Annotated in this window: 16 protein-coding genes; 5 read left to right on the plus strand and 11 right to left on the minus strand. The window is 58.3% G+C overall.

Annotated elements, in window-relative coordinates; genetic code table 11:
* Positions 1-85 precede the first annotated feature (85 nt).
* The 6 genes from BMY98_RS03195 to BMY98_RS03220 all read right to left on the minus strand — a co-directional run bounded on the left by BMY98_RS03195 (position 86) and on the right by BMY98_RS03220 (position 5,819).
* Positions 86-682 carry a superoxide dismutase gene (locus BMY98_RS03195; protein WP_065992213.1) on the minus strand — a complete coding sequence of 199 codons (597 nt, stop codon included), beginning with the start codon at positions 680-682 and terminating at the stop codon, positions 86-88.
* A gap of 368 nt (positions 683-1,050) precedes the next feature.
* Complete coding sequence (locus BMY98_RS03200) at positions 1,051-2,274, minus strand: MFS transporter (protein ID WP_074884556.1); 1,224 nt, start codon at positions 2,272-2,274, stop codon at positions 1,051-1,053.
* Between the two features lie 22 nt (positions 2,275-2,296).
* Positions 2,297-3,256 carry a diiron oxygenase gene (locus BMY98_RS03205; protein ID WP_074884559.1) on the minus strand — a complete coding sequence of 320 codons (960 nt, stop codon included), beginning with the start codon at positions 3,254-3,256 and terminating at the stop codon, positions 2,297-2,299.
* Positions 3,246-4,343: a SagB/ThcOx family dehydrogenase gene (locus BMY98_RS03210; protein WP_074884562.1), complete on the minus strand. Its 1,098-nt coding sequence runs from the start codon at positions 4,341-4,343 to the stop codon at positions 3,246-3,248. Before BMY98_RS03210 ends, BMY98_RS03205 begins: the two co-directional genes overlap by 11 nt.
* Positions 4,344-4,781: 438 nt before the next feature.
* A complete protein-coding gene (locus BMY98_RS03215) occupies positions 4,782-5,384 on the minus strand; it encodes a LysE/ArgO family amino acid transporter (protein WP_074884565.1) in 603 nt (200 codons plus the stop codon).
* A 36-nt stretch (positions 5,385-5,420) separates the two neighbouring features.
* Entirely contained in the window at positions 5,421-5,819 is a 399-nt protein-coding gene (locus tag BMY98_RS03220; protein WP_074884568.1) for an ACT domain-containing protein, read from the minus strand.
* A gap of 109 nt (positions 5,820-5,928) precedes the next feature.
* Between BMY98_RS03220 and BMY98_RS03225 the strand changes: the two genes are divergently transcribed.
* From BMY98_RS03225 to BMY98_RS26655, 4 genes are all read left to right on the plus strand, one after another.
* On the plus strand, positions 5,929-6,828 hold the full coding sequence (locus tag BMY98_RS03225) for a LysR family transcriptional regulator ArgP (protein ID WP_074884571.1): 900 nt from the start codon (positions 5,929-5,931) through the stop codon (positions 6,826-6,828).
* 88 nt (positions 6,829-6,916) lie between these two features.
* A complete protein-coding gene (locus tag BMY98_RS03230; RefSeq protein WP_074884574.1) occupies positions 6,917-7,915 on the plus strand; it encodes an NAD-dependent epimerase/dehydratase family protein in 999 nt (332 codons plus the stop codon).
* A 68-nt stretch (positions 7,916-7,983) separates the two neighbouring features.
* Positions 7,984-8,838: an ATPase gene (locus BMY98_RS03235; protein ID WP_074884576.1), complete on the plus strand. Its 855-nt coding sequence runs from the start codon at positions 7,984-7,986 to the stop codon at positions 8,836-8,838.
* A gap of 291 nt (positions 8,839-9,129) precedes the next feature.
* Positions 9,130-9,870 carry an SMP-30/gluconolactonase/LRE family protein gene (locus tag BMY98_RS26655; protein WP_074884579.1) on the plus strand — a complete coding sequence of 247 codons (741 nt, stop codon included), beginning with the start codon at positions 9,130-9,132 and terminating at the stop codon, positions 9,868-9,870.
* A gap of 98 nt (positions 9,871-9,968) precedes the next feature.
* Here the strand turns inward: BMY98_RS26655 and BMY98_RS03245 are convergent, their stop codons facing one another.
* The 3 genes from BMY98_RS03245 to BMY98_RS03255 are packed head-to-tail and all read right to left on the minus strand — an operon-like array spanning position 9,969 to position 12,588.
* Positions 9,969-11,018: an alkene reductase gene (locus BMY98_RS03245; RefSeq protein WP_074884582.1), complete on the minus strand. Its 1,050-nt coding sequence runs from the start codon at positions 11,016-11,018 to the stop codon at positions 9,969-9,971.
* Between the two features lie 57 nt (positions 11,019-11,075).
* Positions 11,076-12,242: an MFS transporter gene (locus BMY98_RS03250; protein WP_074884585.1), complete on the minus strand. Its 1,167-nt coding sequence runs from the start codon at positions 12,240-12,242 to the stop codon at positions 11,076-11,078.
* A gap of 37 nt (positions 12,243-12,279) precedes the next feature.
* Positions 12,280-12,588, minus strand: a complete 309-nt coding sequence (locus tag BMY98_RS03255; protein WP_074884588.1) for an ArsR/SmtB family transcription factor — start codon at positions 12,586-12,588, stop codon at positions 12,280-12,282.
* 278 nt (positions 12,589-12,866) lie between these two features.
* On the opposite strand from BMY98_RS03255, the gene BMY98_RS03260 reads away from it, so the two are divergent.
* On the plus strand, positions 12,867-13,463 hold the full coding sequence (locus BMY98_RS03260; protein WP_074884590.1) for an acyl carrier protein phosphodiesterase: 597 nt from the start codon (positions 12,867-12,869) through the stop codon (positions 13,461-13,463).
* On the opposite strand, the gene BMY98_RS03265 is transcribed toward BMY98_RS03260, so the two are convergent.
* A complete protein-coding gene (locus BMY98_RS03265; RefSeq protein WP_074884593.1) occupies positions 13,424-14,212 on the minus strand; it encodes a lysophospholipid acyltransferase family protein in 789 nt (262 codons plus the stop codon). The genes BMY98_RS03260 and BMY98_RS03265 overlap by 40 nt on opposite strands.
* Entirely contained in the window at positions 14,212-14,967 is a 756-nt protein-coding gene (gene olsB, locus BMY98_RS03270) for an L-ornithine N(alpha)-acyltransferase (RefSeq protein WP_074884596.1), read from the minus strand. Before olsB ends, BMY98_RS03265 begins: the two co-directional genes overlap by 1 nt.
* Between the last annotated feature and the right edge of the window lie 4 nt (positions 14,968-14,971).

The raw sequence follows: 14,971 nt of genomic DNA on the forward strand, positions 1-14,971 counted from the left end.
TCCAGACAATACATAAACGACAAACAGAAGGCGAAAAAAAACCCGGACGTGCCGGGCTTTTTTTTATCGAGCATTCAAGCATTCGTCAGGCGGTGAAGCTTTTGCCTTCGAACTGCTCGGCAACGAACTTCCAGTTGACCAGGTTCCAGAACGCCTCGACGTACTTTGGACGCAGGTTACGGTAGTCGATGTAGTAAGCGTGTTCCCAGACATCGCAGGTCAGCAGCGGGGTGTCGCCGCTGGTGATTGGGTTGCCGGCGCCGATGGTGCTGGCCAGTGCCAGGGAGCCGTCGGCTTTCTTCACCAGCCAGCCCCAGCCGGAGCCGAAGGTGCCGATGGAAGTCTTGCTGAATTCTTCCTTGAACTTGTCGAAGGAGCCGAAAGCAGCGTTGATCGCGTCAGCCAGAGCGCCAGTCGGTTGGCCGCCGGCGTTTGGCGCCAGGCAGTTCCAGTAGAACGTGTGGTTCCAGACTTGAGCGGCGTTGTTGAAGATACCGCCCGAAGAGGTCTTGACGATTTCTTCCAGAGTCTTGCCTTCGAACTCGGTGCCTGGCACCAGGTTGTTCAGGTTCACGACATAGGTGTTGTGGTGCTTGTCGTGGTGGTATTCCAGAGTTTCCTTGGAGATGTGCGGTGCCAGAGCATCATGTGCGTACGGCAGCGGAGGCAATTCAAAAGCCATGGTAATTCTCCTAATCAGGTCAGTTGCGGTTTGCGCAAGGCCGATCACGGGCGGCCAGACAGAACTTACGCTGGCGAGTTTGTACTCTTTGCAGCGCAGGGGCTGGATCATAGCACCGGCCCCTGACCTTAACCACGCAACAACTGTAGGGGATAGAGGTTCCAGAGCGTTGCGCTGAAATGACCGAATTCGGGCTGGGGGGCTGCTCACTGGCCACACGGTCGCGACAGGGCAACCCTTCCTGGCACTCATCGATGTCTGCTAAAAAGCTTGACCGGCCAAGGGACAAGGCCGTTTTCCCCGGTTCTACCGTTTCGCCTGGTGGGCAAGGGGCGCAGCGCGATTGATCGTACCTCGCTGGTCGATGATCAATGTGAGGACCCCGCTTCTGTATCTCCGAGGACTGGACCTTCAGGGATTCCCCATTTGTTGAACGCATAGCCCAACGCAGTGGCAATGACGATGAAAATCGAAAGGCTTTCCAGAGGGGGCAATGGCGCATTGGAAAGGATCACGCTGACCGAGCCCGCGGTCACAAACATGATGGTGCCGCCTGCAGCAGACGAAGCGCCCGCTTTTTCGCTGAACATCTCCATTGCCCGCGAGGCAGCTGCTGGCCTGACCAGGGTGGTGCCAATCGTGCAGATAATCATTGGTACGGCAACTGTGGCAATCGAAAGCTGAAATTGAATCATGCTGACCATGATCACTCCGGATAGCCCCGAGATGGCGAGCCCTATCTTTATTTGCGCATCGACGGCCAGCGTCTTGGACAGCCGTGTAGCGACCAATCCCCCCACCACATACGCGGCTCCATAAAGTAGCAGCACAAGTGAGTAGGCAAGGGACGATACCTGCAGTGTTTCCAGAAAAATGATAGGGGAGACAGCGATAAAGCCGAAGTGGCAAGAGAATGCCATCGCAGACGTTAACCAGGAACATACAAACGGCCTGAAGGTAACAATGTCGGCGTAGCGCTTCACAAGACTCAGTTTTTGGGTTTGGGCGGATAACGGCTGATCCTGCAAGTTGGGGAAATAAAACACGATCTGGACAAGAAGAATGAGCGCCAGGATTGCAAATAAGTAAAAACTTCCCTGCCAGTCCAGCGCATATTGCAGGTATGTCCCGAGCAAAGGTGAGAAAGAGATGCAGATGCCGCTCAAGGAAAGCAGGTAGATGCGAACTCTTTGGCGGTCTTCGACGGTGAATACATCCTGGACGATGGCCTGAGCCAAGACAAAGCATCCGCATCCTGCGCCTTGTATCACCCGAGCTGCGGCGAATGCGGTGTGAGTGTTTGAAAGAAGGCACCCCATAACACCAATCAGTGATACCACAAGCCCGATTTTCAGCATGATGGGTCGCCCATATTTATCCGACAGGGGGCCGATCAAGATTTGTGAAATCGAAAAACCCACTGCGAACATCGCCACATAAAGCGTGACCTCATTGATTTTCACTTCAAAGGCATTCGCCAGTGCAGGGTAGGAAGGGAGCATGACATCAAGTGGAAACATGCCTAGCACAACCATTAAGGAAAGCAAAAGCACTGCAGATTTTTTTGAGGAAGGCCTGGCCGTATCATTCATGGTCTACTCAACTGTTGTCTGATTAGAGAAGTCCTGCCTCAACGAAACGCTCTACATTTAGGGGGTCTTTAAAGAAGCCGCTGCGCTTCATGGCCGTTATCGTCGCGGTGCAGCCCGCCTTCGCTCTGGCGCGATGTGGGAAAACGCCTTGTTGTCGCTCATGGATAATTTCCGCGCTGGAATCATCTATGCCCACGCACCTAAGGCTTTCGTACAGCCATGTTTTATGCAGTCTAAAAAACTCGTAGATGGCGTGGATGATAAAGGTTGAAATGAAAGTTTGCTGAGCCTTTGAAGCACGTTGCCAGATGATGCTAAAGAGGTTGGAAAAATAGAGAGAGTGTTTTAACTCATCCTCTAGGTGGTCGCGAAGCATCAGGTAGACGGGGGTGTAGATAGTTGCCTTGGAAATTTTGAGGAATTCTTTGGTGATAACAGTCTCTGAGACGAATCCTATAACGAACCACGCTAGTTCAGCGTGAACCGGATCAACTGCATCCGCCAGTGCTCGAATATTTTGAACTCGCTCGGACGTGATCTCGCGGTTATTGATACCGTAAATAGCGCTCACTTGATTAGCCACGGCTGCTGACATCACGGCATGGTAGGCTTCATCTGCATACAACTTCAGCCCTGTGAGCTTGAGCGGTGCAGATAAACCAAAATCGACTCGATCATGGGCGATCGTGACGATCGAGCGATTGACAATCCTAGTCTCGAGTTCAGTTGTATAGTCCAGGAACATCACCAGATACCGTGCCAGCAACTCCTGTCTGACGTCTTCTCCTCGTGAGTGGACCGCGTCGTCAGCCAGCCAAGGAAGGGCCGTTGACACGAACCAGTCCTCGTGTTGTTCTCCCTCCCGAGTCCAGCCTGAAAGGTCGTAGGCATAAGGTTGCGTGCGTACTGTAGACGCTTCGTCCCAGTCTCCAAAGACCATCAGTGCGTCGCGTTCGGTCTGAGCACATTTGTCAATAATCATTGTGTACTCTCCCGTTGGCGTGCAGTTCTTCCAAGGCCGCCGGCATATCCCGGCCTGTGCTGACGCCGGCACCGACAAACAGAAGGGGGGCTGACCGGTTGAGATGATCTATGACTGGCTCCAGACAGGATTCATCAATCGCTGCAGAGATCCACGTGCCGAGGCCCAGCGAGGTTGAGATGAGCTGTACTGTTTGGGATAGATGACCTGCATCAAGTAGCGCTACGCGGTAGGCTCTTGAATGAGGATACTTCCACCAAAGGCGGTCGAACTGGCAGGTTAGGAAGATCCCGAAAGGGATGTCCTCTGCGAAAAACTGTCCGTTGAGTGCTTTGCCTAGGCTGAACTCACGGTCACTGCTGATTAATTCTAACTGGTGGCGCGCAGGGTTGTAATAATAGAAACCTGCAGGGATCTGTGAGACGTTCCTGATGTAGACATATCCGTCTATCGAATTGAGCCCTCCACCTGAGGGGCTGCTTCTTCGATGTCGCAGCCCCTCGGGGCACAACTCACTAATATCGCCAGCTCGTGAAGGTAGATAAGCAAGGGAAAAATAGAGTATCGACTCAAGTTGTTTTTTTGTGACCGCCTGGGGCAAGAACTCTCTCACGCTACGCCGTGTGAGTAATGCATGCTGCAGGTCATGTGTCTCATCAGTAGCAGGGACATCCAGCTGAATGCTGTTTATTATTTTTCTGCTTTGAACTTCATGCCTTAGTTTTGGAATGGGCACGTCGACTGTGTTTTCGCATGCGGCCTGGTACGCGATCGCCCACTCCTGAGTGTTGGTCGGTTGTTCTGTGTAGTCGATATGACTCGTTCCAAAATGGAAAATTCTGGAAAGGTCATCCCACCCCCAATCAACCACTGGAAATGAATGCTCCGCCAATAGGCCCGTCGCTAGTAGATCTTGATCGATTGCATGGTCCCTGTCGGGATTTTCATGGGCGTTTTGACTAAGGTGCAATAACCGTGAAAGGTACGCTTGGGTAATGGAATATTGCTTATGTGCAGCGTAGTCCCATAGCACCAGTTGGTTGTTCTTGATTAGGAAAAAAATATTTGAGCTGATATAGGACGGCACTGTTCTCTTCCATGAGGCGCTCTACGATAAAAAGCCCGGAAGAATTACTTCCGGGCCCGCATGTCACTTGCTTGCAGTTTTCACTGGGCCGGCAAGTTGAGTCCAATTTGCCAAAGCTTTAGATTCAAGATTGATAGCAATCATGGTGCTCTCCTTATGCAATTGACATGCCGAACCATTCGGCGGGACTAGATTTAAATATATTTCTGAGTGTGTCAACAACGTAATGAAAAAATGTAAGCTCATATTTTGGTGCGTTGCTAATAGGGAGTGCACGCTTGAGGTGCTTAGGCTTCATGGCAGTCATAAATGTTTGTGGGTATTAAATATTTTTGTGCGCCAGATGAGTGCGGACGTTGTTATAAGGAACTCTCTCGCTACAGAAATCTACGGCCGCATTGTCAGGCAGCGGCTGTATGCTCTTGGCGAGGCGCATATTTACGCCGTTCTGATCAATTGCACCGCCACGCTGAACATCATCACCGCGACCATCAGGTCCAGCAGGCGCCAAGTCGTTGGGCGTGCCAGCCACGGGGCCAGCCAGGCGGCGCCAATCGCCAACGTGGAAAACCACACGACTGATGCGCTCGCCGCTCCGGCCACATAGGCGCCGGGCACCGCTTGCTGCGCGCCGAGGGAGCCGATCAGCAGGACCGTATCGAGATAAACGTGCGGGTTCAGCAAGGTCACCGCCAGGGCGGTCAGCAATACCGCGCGGCGTGAGCGCTGGCCGTCAGTGTCGCCCTCTGCGAGGCTCTGCGGCGATAGCGCGCGGCGCAAGGCCATGGCGCCGTACCACAGCAGAAACACCACGCCGCCCCAGCGTGCCACCGCCAGCAGCGTCGGGTTGTTGGCCAGCACATTGGCCAGCCCGAAAACGCCGGCGGCCACCAGTACGGCATCGCACACGATGCACAGCAGGGCCACGGAAAGGTGGTGTTCGCGACGCAGACTTTGCGCCAGCACGTAGGCGTTCTGGGTGCCGATGGCCATGATCAGCCCGAGAGAAACCAGCAGGCCGTTGAGGTAACTTTGCCACATGATGCCGAGCCTCGATCAGTTCAGAAATGGGAGCGATCAGGCGCTCGCGGCCAGTGCGCGCAAGGTAGTCATGGCCTCCTGCGCGTCGTCCTTACCCACGAAAAGATGGTCGTGGTAAAAGCCCGCGACCACGTTGCAACTGATGCCCGCCTGGCCCAGTGCGCTGGCGAACGCTGCGGTCAACCCGACTGCCGCGAGTGAGGAATGAACGGTCAGGGTGATCCAGGCCATGACGTAATCGCAGTCCAGGCCCAGTTGCTGCGCCTGGCTGCGTTCGAGGATGACGGTCAGGCCCTCACGCTCCCGGAAGCTGCCGATGACTTCAATCCCCTCTATACGGCGGCTGTCCGTCACGGTGCAGAACACGTAGTCACCGTCGTTCAGTTCGGGGTTCATGCTGCGCAGCAATGCGCTAAGGGAAGTTTCGCCAGTCATTGATAGTTCGCCGTCCATTGAGGGTGTGCCGTGAATCAGTGGTGGCGATTGTCAGCCGACAGCGGGTATAAGAAAAACCAATAAAGCTCATCACCCATTAGAGAAACTGATGTTCGACTACAAGTTGCTTTCCGCGCTGGCGGCGGTGATCGAACAAGCCGGCTTCGAGCGCGCCGCCCAAGTACTTGGTCTTTCGCAGTCCGCGGTATCCCAGCGCATCAAGCTTCTGGAGGCGCGGGTCGGCCAGCCAGTACTGGTTCGGGCGACGCCGCCCACGCCGACAGACATCGGCCGGCGCTTGCTCAACCATGTGCAGCAGGTGCGTTTGCTGGAGCGGGATCTGCAAAGCGTGGTACCGGCGCTGGACGAAGGCGGTATGCCCGAACGTTTGCGCATCGCGCTGAACGCCGACAGCCTGGCCACCTGGTGGGCCCTCGCAGTGGGGGACTTCTGTGCCGAGCATCGATTGCTCACTGATCTGGTGGTCGAGGACCAGGATGTTGGCCTCAAGCGCATGCGCGCCGGTGAAGTGGCCGCGTGCCTGTGCGGCAGTGAACGGCCGGTGGCAGGGGCGCGGAGTCTATTGCTTGGCGCCATGCGCTACCGGGCGCTGGCCAGCCCTGACTTTATCGATCGGCATTTCCCGCAGGGCGTGACGCCCCAGGCGGTGGCCCGATCGCCCGCGCTGGTGTTTGGCCCGGATGATTTCCTGCAGCACCGCTATCTCGCTTCGCTGGGAGTCGAGGGCGGATTCGAGCATCATTTATGTCCGTCGTCCGAAGGTTTCACGCGCATGGTCGAAGCCGGAATGGGCTGGGGACTGGTGCCTGAGTTGCAGGTTCGTGGGCAATTGGCGAGCGGTCAGTTGGTCGAGTTGCTGGCCGATCACTGCATTGATGTGCCGTTGTACTGGCATCATTGGCGCAATGGCGGTCGGTTGCTGACAGAGCTGACGGACCATCTGGCGAAAAAAGCGGGGCAGTGGCTGGTGCCGTTGCAGCCTGAGTGAACGTCAGTAGTCGACGCAGCAGATTGTAGGATCGGTCGCAGCACCGCCGCGGCGATCACAGGTAAAAGAAGATGAAACGGAGCACGCAATGAAAATTCTGGTCACCGGCGCAGGCGGCTTCATCGGCGGACGCTTCGCGCGTTTCGCGCTGGAGCAAGGCCTGAGCGTCCGGGTCAACGGCCGCCGCGCTGAGGGTGTCGAGCATCTGGTCCGGCGCGGCGCCGAGTTCATTCAGGGCGATCTCTGCGATCCGGAGCTTGTGCATGCGCTGTGTGACGACATTGAGGCCGTGGTCCATTGCGCGGGGGCAGTGGGGACGTGGGGGCGACGCCAGGACTTCCATCAGGGCAACGTTCAGGTCACCGAAAACGTCGTTGAAGCCTGCCTGAAACAAAGAGTCCGGCGGCTGGTGCACCTGTCGTCGCCATCCATCTATTTCGATGGCCGCTCGCACCTCGACATCCGCGAGGAGCAAGTGCCCAAGCGCTTCGGCAATCACTATGCCGCGACCAAATACCTGGCCGAGCAAAAGGTGTTTGGTGCCGAAGAGTTCGGTCTGGAAGTCATCGCCCTGCGCCCGCGTTTTGTGACAGGCGCGGGTGACACGAGCATTTTCCCGCGCCTGCTGCAGATGCAGCAGAAGAAGCGCCTGTCGATCATCGGCAACGGCCTGAACAAGGTCGATTTCACCAGCATTCAAAACCTCAATGAGGCACTGCTCAGCAGTCTTCTCGCCGCAGGGTCAGCATTGGGTAAGGTTTACAACATCAGTAATGGCGCGCCGGTCCCGCTCTGGGACGTGGTCAATTACGTCATGCGCCAGATGGAATTGCCGCCGGTAAGGCGTTATCGGTCGTACGGCCTGGGGTACACCGCCGCAGCCTTGAACGAGGCGGCGTGCCTGATCTGGCCGGGACAACCTGAACCGACGCTGTCGCGCATCGGGATGCAGGTGATGAGCCGTGATTTCACGCTTGATATCAGTCGCGCGAGGCATTATCTGGATTACCAGCCCGACGTCAGCGTGTGGACCGCCCTCGACGAGTTCTGCGGCTGGTGGAAAGCCCAGCACGGCGGCGCGTTGTAAAAGGCGTCAACATCCGTGGTTATACTGCGAGCCATTCAGATTCAGCGGTTTTTTTCAAAGGTAAATCCATGCGCAAAGATCCCTATGACGACGTCGATGACGTCCCGAGCCTCAGCGCCAAAGACGATGACGATGATTTTCTGCCGCCGCCCGGCGCTCGCGAGCGCACGACGGTGTATTCGCGCGACACGCCAGTGGTGAAGGTGAAGGCGCCCGGTACCGGTGCCTTGTGGGCGTTGATCTGTGTGCTGTTTATCGCTTTTTGTGGCCTGGGCTGGTGGAGTTTTCAGCAGGTTTCGTTGATGGAGCAGCAGTTGGTGGCAACGCAGGAAAGCTTCGCGCGGATCAGTGAGGAGGCGGCAGGGCGCTTGCAGGATATTTCCGGCAAGGTGGTGGCGACCGAGTCAATGGCCAGCAGCAGCGAGGCGTTGAAGGCGCAGATCAAGCAGTTGCAGGATCAGTTGGCGGATCAGAACAAACAGCAGGAAGGTGTGGCCGGTTTGCAGGGCGGGCTGGACAAGCGGCTGGAGCAGATCAGCACACAGAGTGCGCAGCAGCAGGCGGTCAATCAGCAGTTGCAGGATCAGTTGAAGGCGGTGGCGACTGAGCTGGCGGCGTTGAAGGCGGCGGTCCCGGATGGGAAGTCGATTCAGGCTGAGCAGGAGCGGCTGGAGACGCAGTTGAAGGGTTTGACTGCGGATGTGGCAAGTCTGAAAAAGGCGAACGGCAGTCAGGCGATCGAGCAGCTTGAGCAGGATATGGTGGTGGTGAAGAGCGAGTTGGAAAATCGTCCGGCGGCGGCTGCTTCTACGGGGGCGAGTCTGGCCGAGTTCGATGCGTTTCGTGGGCAGATGACGCGGACGATCAATACGTTGCAGAGTCAGATTCAGACGTTGTCGCAGCAGATGAATGCTCGACCTTGAAGCAGCACCCCGATGACGTCGCTGTTTGTGACGTCATCGGGGGAAATGACGCGGAGACAAGTTGAGGAGTGAATGTTTAACTCTGCTCCGTAGGCCATTTCCGATTTTGATATTTTGTCGGGTTTTGAATTGCGTTTATTTTGCTTTGAATTATGGTTCTAACCAGTGACTCGCAACAGCGCTATTCTTTATCGCGCACTCAGTGAAGAGCATCAATGACGAAGCTCTTTTGAAGAACAAACGATACAACTCAAACGGGGTGTTTCGTTACCACAGCCAAGGATGACTGAAATGAATGGATTCAATAGTAAGAACGGCCAAAACCCCTCGATCGGTAAAAGCATCGTCAGCGGTGCAGGCCTTACCCGAAATGCTGCAAAGCCGCCGAAAATCAAACCCGGCATCAAACCTCCCGTGACGAAGCAGACGGTCGTCAAGCCTCCCGTTACAAAGCCAGGCGGTACAAAGCCTCCGGTTATCAAGCCACCCGTGACGACCCCACCGGGTATCAAACCACCTGTGACGACCCCGCCCCCGATTAAACCGCCGGTCATCCGACCTCCTGCTGTAAAACCAGTGAAACCACGGCAGTCGGCTGCTAAACCGCGTCCTCCCAAGCCAGTCATCAAGGGACCGGTCAAGCCACCCGCGTCGCTGGTGCTGCCACCCAGGCCGCTGATCCCACCTCGTCTGGCTGAAGTGCTGTCGGTGGTTGATACGATTACCGGTGTCGTCTCTTTGCTGTATCCGTTGGGCACGTATCTGCTGTCGAGCGGAGACAAGCAATTGCCGGACGGCCGCGTAGCCGATGCCGGGGGCGAGTACGTTACGGATGCCGATGGCAACGTCCAGTATCTGGATGGCACCATTGTTTACGCAGACGGGACGATCAAGTTCCCGGACGGCACCTATCAATATACCGATGGCAGTTACATGCACCCTGATGGCACCGTTAGTTATCCGGACGGTACCTGGCGGTTCCCGGATGGCACTGTTACGGATTCGGAAGGCAATGTGTTGGCTACTGAATAACCGGAGCTGTAAGTTGAAACGTTAGTTGTAAAAAAAGCCCCGGCTCTTTCGAGTCGAGGCTTTTTTATTCTGCTTGTATTACTCAAGAGCGGTGCGGCTTACAGCGTCGGGTAATCCAGATAACCCTCAGCGCCTTTGGCGTAGAAGGTTTCGGGATGAGGTTCGTTGAGCGGTGCATCCTTGGCCAGACGTGCCGGCAGGTCGGGGTTGGCGATGAAGGGCACGCCGAACGCCACTGCATCCGCCTTACCGCTTGCCAGCCACTCGTTGGCGCTGTCCTTGGTGAATTTCTCGTTGGCGATGAACACGCCGCCGAACGCTTCTTTCAGGCGTGGGCCGAGGCTGTCGTCGAGTTCACGTTCGCGGGCGCAGATGAAGGCGATGCCGCGTTTGCCGAGTTCGCGAGCGACGTAGGTGAAGGTCTCGGCCAGGTTGGCATCGCCCATGTCGTGGGCATCAGCGCGGGGTGCCAGGTGCACGCCGACGCGGCCAGCGCCCCAGACTTCAACGGCGGCGTCGGTCACTTCCAGCAGCAGACGCGCGCGATTTTCCAGCGAGCCGCCGTAGGCATCGGTGCGGGTGTTGGTGCTGGTTTGCAGGAACTGGTCGAGCAGGTAACCGTTGGCGCCGTGGATCTCGACGCCGTCAAAGCCGGCGGCCTTGGCGTTCTCGGCACCGACGCGGTAGGCGTCGACGATTTCTTCGATTTCTGCCAGTTCCAGCGCGCGCGGGGTGACGTAGTCAGACAGCGGACGCACCAGGCTCACGTGGCCTTTCGGCTGGATGGCGCTCGGCGCAACCGGGGTTTCGCCGTTCAGGTAGGTCGGATGGGAAACGCGCCCTACGTGCCACAGTTGCAGCACAATCTTGCCGCCGGCCGCGTGCACGGCTTTGGTGATGTTGGCCCAGCCACGCACTTGATCGTTGGACCAGATGCCCGGGGTGTCGGGGTAGCCAACGCCCATCGGCATGACCGAAGTGGCTTCGCTGATGATCAGGCCGGCCGAGGCGCGCTGTACGTAGTACTCGGCCATCATCGCGTTGGGTACGCGGCCTTCGTCGGCGCGGCAGCGGGTCAGCGGCGCCATGATGATGCGGTTGGCCAGTTCCAGGTCACCCATCTTGATCGGGTCAAAAATCGTGGTCATCGTGAAATCCTTAGTGCAATCGGTAAAAGGTGGATCCGCAGTTTCAAATTCGGGGAATCAGTTCGTCACGGCGGCCAGTTCGGCATCGTTGGGCTGCCTGAAGTTAATCAGCGTGACCAGCAGGGCCAGCACCGCGAGTGCGCCGGCCGCCAGCGGCACGGTGGTCAGGCCAAAACCATGGGCGATGACGCTGCCACCGACCCAGGCGCCCAGCGCGTTGCCGACGTTGAAGGCGCCGATGTTCAGGGTGGACACCAGATTGGGCGCGGCCTTGCCGAAGGTCACCACGTTGATCTGCAGGGCAGGCACGGCGGCAAATGCAGCGGTGGCCCAGAGGAACAGGGTGATCTCGGCCGGAATCAGCGCCGTGCTGGTCCAGCTCAGCACCGTGGAGATCACCGCCATGGCGATGAACACGCCGATCAGCGTGGCGGCCAGTCGGCGGTCGGCGAGCTTGCCGCCGATGATGTTGCCCAGCGTCAGACCAAGGCCAATGAGCATCAGCGTCCAGGTCACGCCCAAAGGCGAGACGCCGGTGACTTCGCCCAGCAGCGGCGCGACGTAGGTGAACAGCGCGAACACGGAGGCCGCGAACAGCGCGGTCATGCTCAGGGACAGCCAGATGCCTGCGCCTTTGAGTGCAGCCAGTTCGGCGCGCATGTCGAGTTTCTCTTCATCCCGCTTGCTCGGCAGGAAGCGAATCAGGCCGATGAAGGCGATGACGCCAATCACCGTCACCGCGTAGAAGGTCGAGCGCCAGCCAGCTTGTTGTCCCAGTGCGGTGCCCAGCGGGACGCCGAGGACGTTGGCCAGGGTCAGGCCGGTGAACATCAGCGCGACGGCCGACGCGCGGCGATTGGCCGGGACCAGATTTGCCGCCACCACCGACCCGATGCCGAAGAACGCGCCGTGGCACAACGCGGTGACCACACGGGCGAACATCAGGATGTTGTAGTCCGCCGCCAGTGCGCAGAGCAGGTTGCCGATGATGAAGATGCCCATCAACGTCACCAATGCGCCTTTGCGCGGCAGCCTGGCGGTGGCCATCGCCATGAACGGCGCGCCGATCGCGACGCCCAGGGCGTAACCGGTGACCAGCCAGCCGGCACCCGGAATGCTGACGCCCAGGTCGCTGGCGACGTCGGGAAGCAGGCCCATGATGACGAACTCGGTCGTCCCGATGGCAAAGGCGCTCAGGGCCAGAATGAGTAGTGAAAGGGGCACGTTGCGTCTCCTGAAAGGCGGGTGTGTGGCGCAGGGCTTAGAGCCGCTGCGCCAGTTGCTGCACGAACGCCTGAATGACGTCTTCGTTGCGCTTGAAAAAATGCCACTGGCCGTGTTTCTGGTTGGTGATCAGACCGGCACGTTGCAGCGTTGCCAGATGGGCGGAAACGGTCGACTGCGACAGGCCGGCGCGTTGGTCGATCTGGCCGGCACACACACCACCATCGATCGTGTGACGCTGATCGGGGAAAGTCGTGACCGGGTCTTTGAGCCAGTCCAGAATCTGCCGGCGAACCGGGTGGGCCAGGGCTTTGATGATTTCGTCGATATCGATGTCGGTAGGCATGTCGTTCTCAGTGCAGGTGCGCTGTATCGCGATGGGGCGAACCTTATATCTATAAATCGCGATATACAAATATGATTAGGTGCTTAGGAGAGGCCGAATCGTTATATCGGGTTATAACGATATGAGCATGGCCTGATACCTCGGTGGGGCCTTCACCGGCAATCCCGCTTTACACGCGCAGGGAATGTCGCGACTGTACGAACGTCATTGCGCATGAGTTCCCGCACATTCGGCGGAGTCAGGCGCACAAAGAAGGCTCGCAGCAATAGGCAAGCACCATGAATTACCTCGCACACCTGCACCTCGGCGGGCAGGCCCCGGCGCAATTGCTGGGCAGCCTGTACGGCGACTTCGTCAAAGGGCTGCTGCCCGGACGTTTCCCGGCGGACATCGAAAGCGCGATTCATCTGCATCGGCGCATTGATGCATTCACCGATTCGCACCCGCTGATCAAGCAGGCACTGGGACGTTTTCCCGATGGCCGTCGCCGCTATGCCGGCATTGCGCTGGATGTGTTTTTCGACCATTGCCTGGCGAGGGACTGGCACGAGTACTCGGATGAGCCCCTGGATGGCTTCACGCGTAAGGTTTACCGCGTGCTGGCCGAAGAGCCTGCGTTGCCGGAGCGTCTGGCGCTGATTGCGCCGCGCATGGCGGCGCAAGACTGGCTGGGTTCGTACCGTGAGTTTTCGGTGGTGGGCGATGCACTGGCCGGCATTTCGCGGCGCCTGTCACGTCCGGAAGGGCTGGCCGGGGTCAACCAAGAGTTGCACGCGCTGTATCGACCACTGAGTGACGACTTCAGCGCGTTTTATCCTGAGCTGCAGGCGTTTGCTCAGGCGGCCTTGGCGGCGGAACGTACCATCACCGGTTGAACCGCCTCGCCGAATAGCGCGATCTGCACCGCCTGCTGGGCTTCGAACGCCAGCGCTGCGCGCTCTTTCCCCACAGAAGCGATAGGCGAGAGCAACTGGATATGCACCTCGCTGACCTCATTGGCAAACAGACGACGCAAGTGCGAGAGCAGGTCGTCGTCGCCAATGAACGGCGCAATCTGATCCGGTTGGCCGTCGCGCACATACTGAATGGCAACAGGCTGCACGGGCACGCCGGTTTCAATCGCGCTGGACAGAAGGCGGCCGTGGAAGGTACGCAAGCTGCGGCCGTCGGTGGTGGTGCCCTCAGGGAAGATCACCAGCGAATGCCTGCCGAGCAAGTGCTGGCCCATCTGCTTTTGAATCAGCTTGCTGTCGCCCGAGCCCCGGCGGATGAACAACGTTCCGGCTTTCAAGGCCAGCCAGCCCGCCACGGGCCAGGTGCGCACTTCGGCCTTGGACAGGAACGACAGTGGCGCCAGCATCCCCAGCAACGGAATGTCGGTCCATGACACATGATTGCTTACCCACAGCATCGGCTCGCTCGGCAGCTTGCCGCTGACCTTCACGCGGAACGGCAGCGCGGCACTCAGGCGCGCCATGAACCAGGCGGTCCAGCGCTGGCGACGGGCCATGGAATTGCCGATGCGCAGACGTTCCATCAGGGCAAAGGTACCGGCGATGCTCAGGCCCAGTGCAATGACCCACAGCACCCGCACCACGCGCGCATGACTGCGCCACGTGCTCATCACACCGCTGCCTTGAAGTGGCGGGCGTAGCGTGGGCACAGGTCGTCGCGCTTGAGCAGGATGAAGACGTCGGCCACCTGGAAGTCTTCGTCCCAGCACGGTTCGCCGCAGATCTTCGCGCCAAGGCGCATGTAAGCCTTGAGCAGTGGCGGCATCTCACAAATGACGTTGTTGGGCAGGTCCAGTGTCGGCAGCGGATTCTTCGGTTCGGCGCGCAGGTGTTCATTACACAGATAACGTTCGCGCAAGCGCTGCATGATCGCGTGGGCCTGAATGCCGCCGTCCTGCATCGGAATGCTCGCGCAGCCCATCAGGTAGCTGTAGCCGCCTTCGTTGAGGATCTCGGCAAGTTCGCTCCACAACACGGCGATGGTGCCGCCGTTGCGGTAGGACGGATCAACGCAGGTCCGACCCAACTCCAGGATTGGGCCCTGCAAATGCCGCAGGCCGTGCAGGCTGAATTCTTCTTCGCTGTAGAATTTGCCCAGGGTGCTGGCGGCCTTGTGGTCCAGCAAGCGGGTGGTGGCGACCAGACGACCGCTGCTCAGGTCGCGCACGCCGATGTGCATGCAGTGAACGTCGTAATCATCAATGTCCAGGCCCAGCTCGGCGCCCTTGAGCCTGGCGTTGAATTCGCCACTGAACACACTGAAGCGCAAAGCCTGTGCTTCCTGCAGGGCCTTATCACCGGTCAGGCGTTCTGCCTGCAGGCGACGTTCGGTTCGGGTGTCTCGAATGCTGGCGATCTGAGTCATGCGG

This window comes from Pseudomonas graminis (genome assembly GCF_900111735.1).
GTDB classification, from domain to species: Bacteria; Pseudomonadota; Gammaproteobacteria; order Pseudomonadales; family Pseudomonadaceae; genus Aquipseudomonas; species Aquipseudomonas graminis.

Coding starts and splice junctions, on each gene's coding strand:
- BMY98_RS03195 (WP_065992213.1), bottom strand. CDS start 682: ATGGCTTTTGAATTGCCTCCGCTGCCGTACGCACATGATGCTCTGGCA.
- BMY98_RS03200 (WP_074884556.1), bottom strand. CDS start 2,274: ATGAATGATACGGCCAGGCCTTCCTCAAAAAAATCTGCAGTGCTTTTG.
- BMY98_RS03205 (WP_074884559.1), bottom strand. CDS start 3,256: ATGATTATTGACAAATGTGCTCAGACCGAACGCGACGCACTGATGGTC.
- BMY98_RS03215 (WP_074884565.1), bottom strand. CDS start 5,384: ATGTGGCAAAGTTACCTCAACGGCCTGCTGGTTTCTCTCGGGCTGATC.
- BMY98_RS03220 (WP_074884568.1), bottom strand. CDS start 5,819: ATGACTGGCGAAACTTCCCTTAGCGCATTGCTGCGCAGCATGAACCCC.
- BMY98_RS03225 (WP_074884571.1), top strand. CDS start 5,929: ATGTTCGACTACAAGTTGCTTTCCGCGCTGGCGGCGGTGATCGAACAA.
- BMY98_RS03230 (WP_074884574.1), top strand. CDS start 6,917: ATGAAAATTCTGGTCACCGGCGCAGGCGGCTTCATCGGCGGACGCTTC.
- BMY98_RS03235 (WP_074884576.1), top strand. CDS start 7,984: ATGCGCAAAGATCCCTATGACGACGTCGATGACGTCCCGAGCCTCAGC.
- BMY98_RS26655 (WP_074884579.1), top strand. CDS start 9,130: ATGAATGGATTCAATAGTAAGAACGGCCAAAACCCCTCGATCGGTAAA.
- BMY98_RS03245 (WP_074884582.1), bottom strand. CDS start 11,018: ATGACCACGATTTTTGACCCGATCAAGATGGGTGACCTGGAACTGGCC.
- BMY98_RS03255 (WP_074884588.1), bottom strand. CDS start 12,588: ATGCCTACCGACATCGATATCGACGAAATCATCAAAGCCCTGGCCCAC.
- BMY98_RS03260 (WP_074884590.1), top strand. CDS start 12,867: ATGAATTACCTCGCACACCTGCACCTCGGCGGGCAGGCCCCGGCGCAA.
- BMY98_RS03265 (WP_074884593.1), bottom strand. CDS start 14,212: ATGAGCACGTGGCGCAGTCATGCGCGCGTGGTGCGGGTGCTGTGGGTC.
- olsB (WP_074884596.1), bottom strand. CDS start 14,967: ATGACTCAGATCGCCAGCATTCGAGACACCCGAACCGAACGTCGCCTG.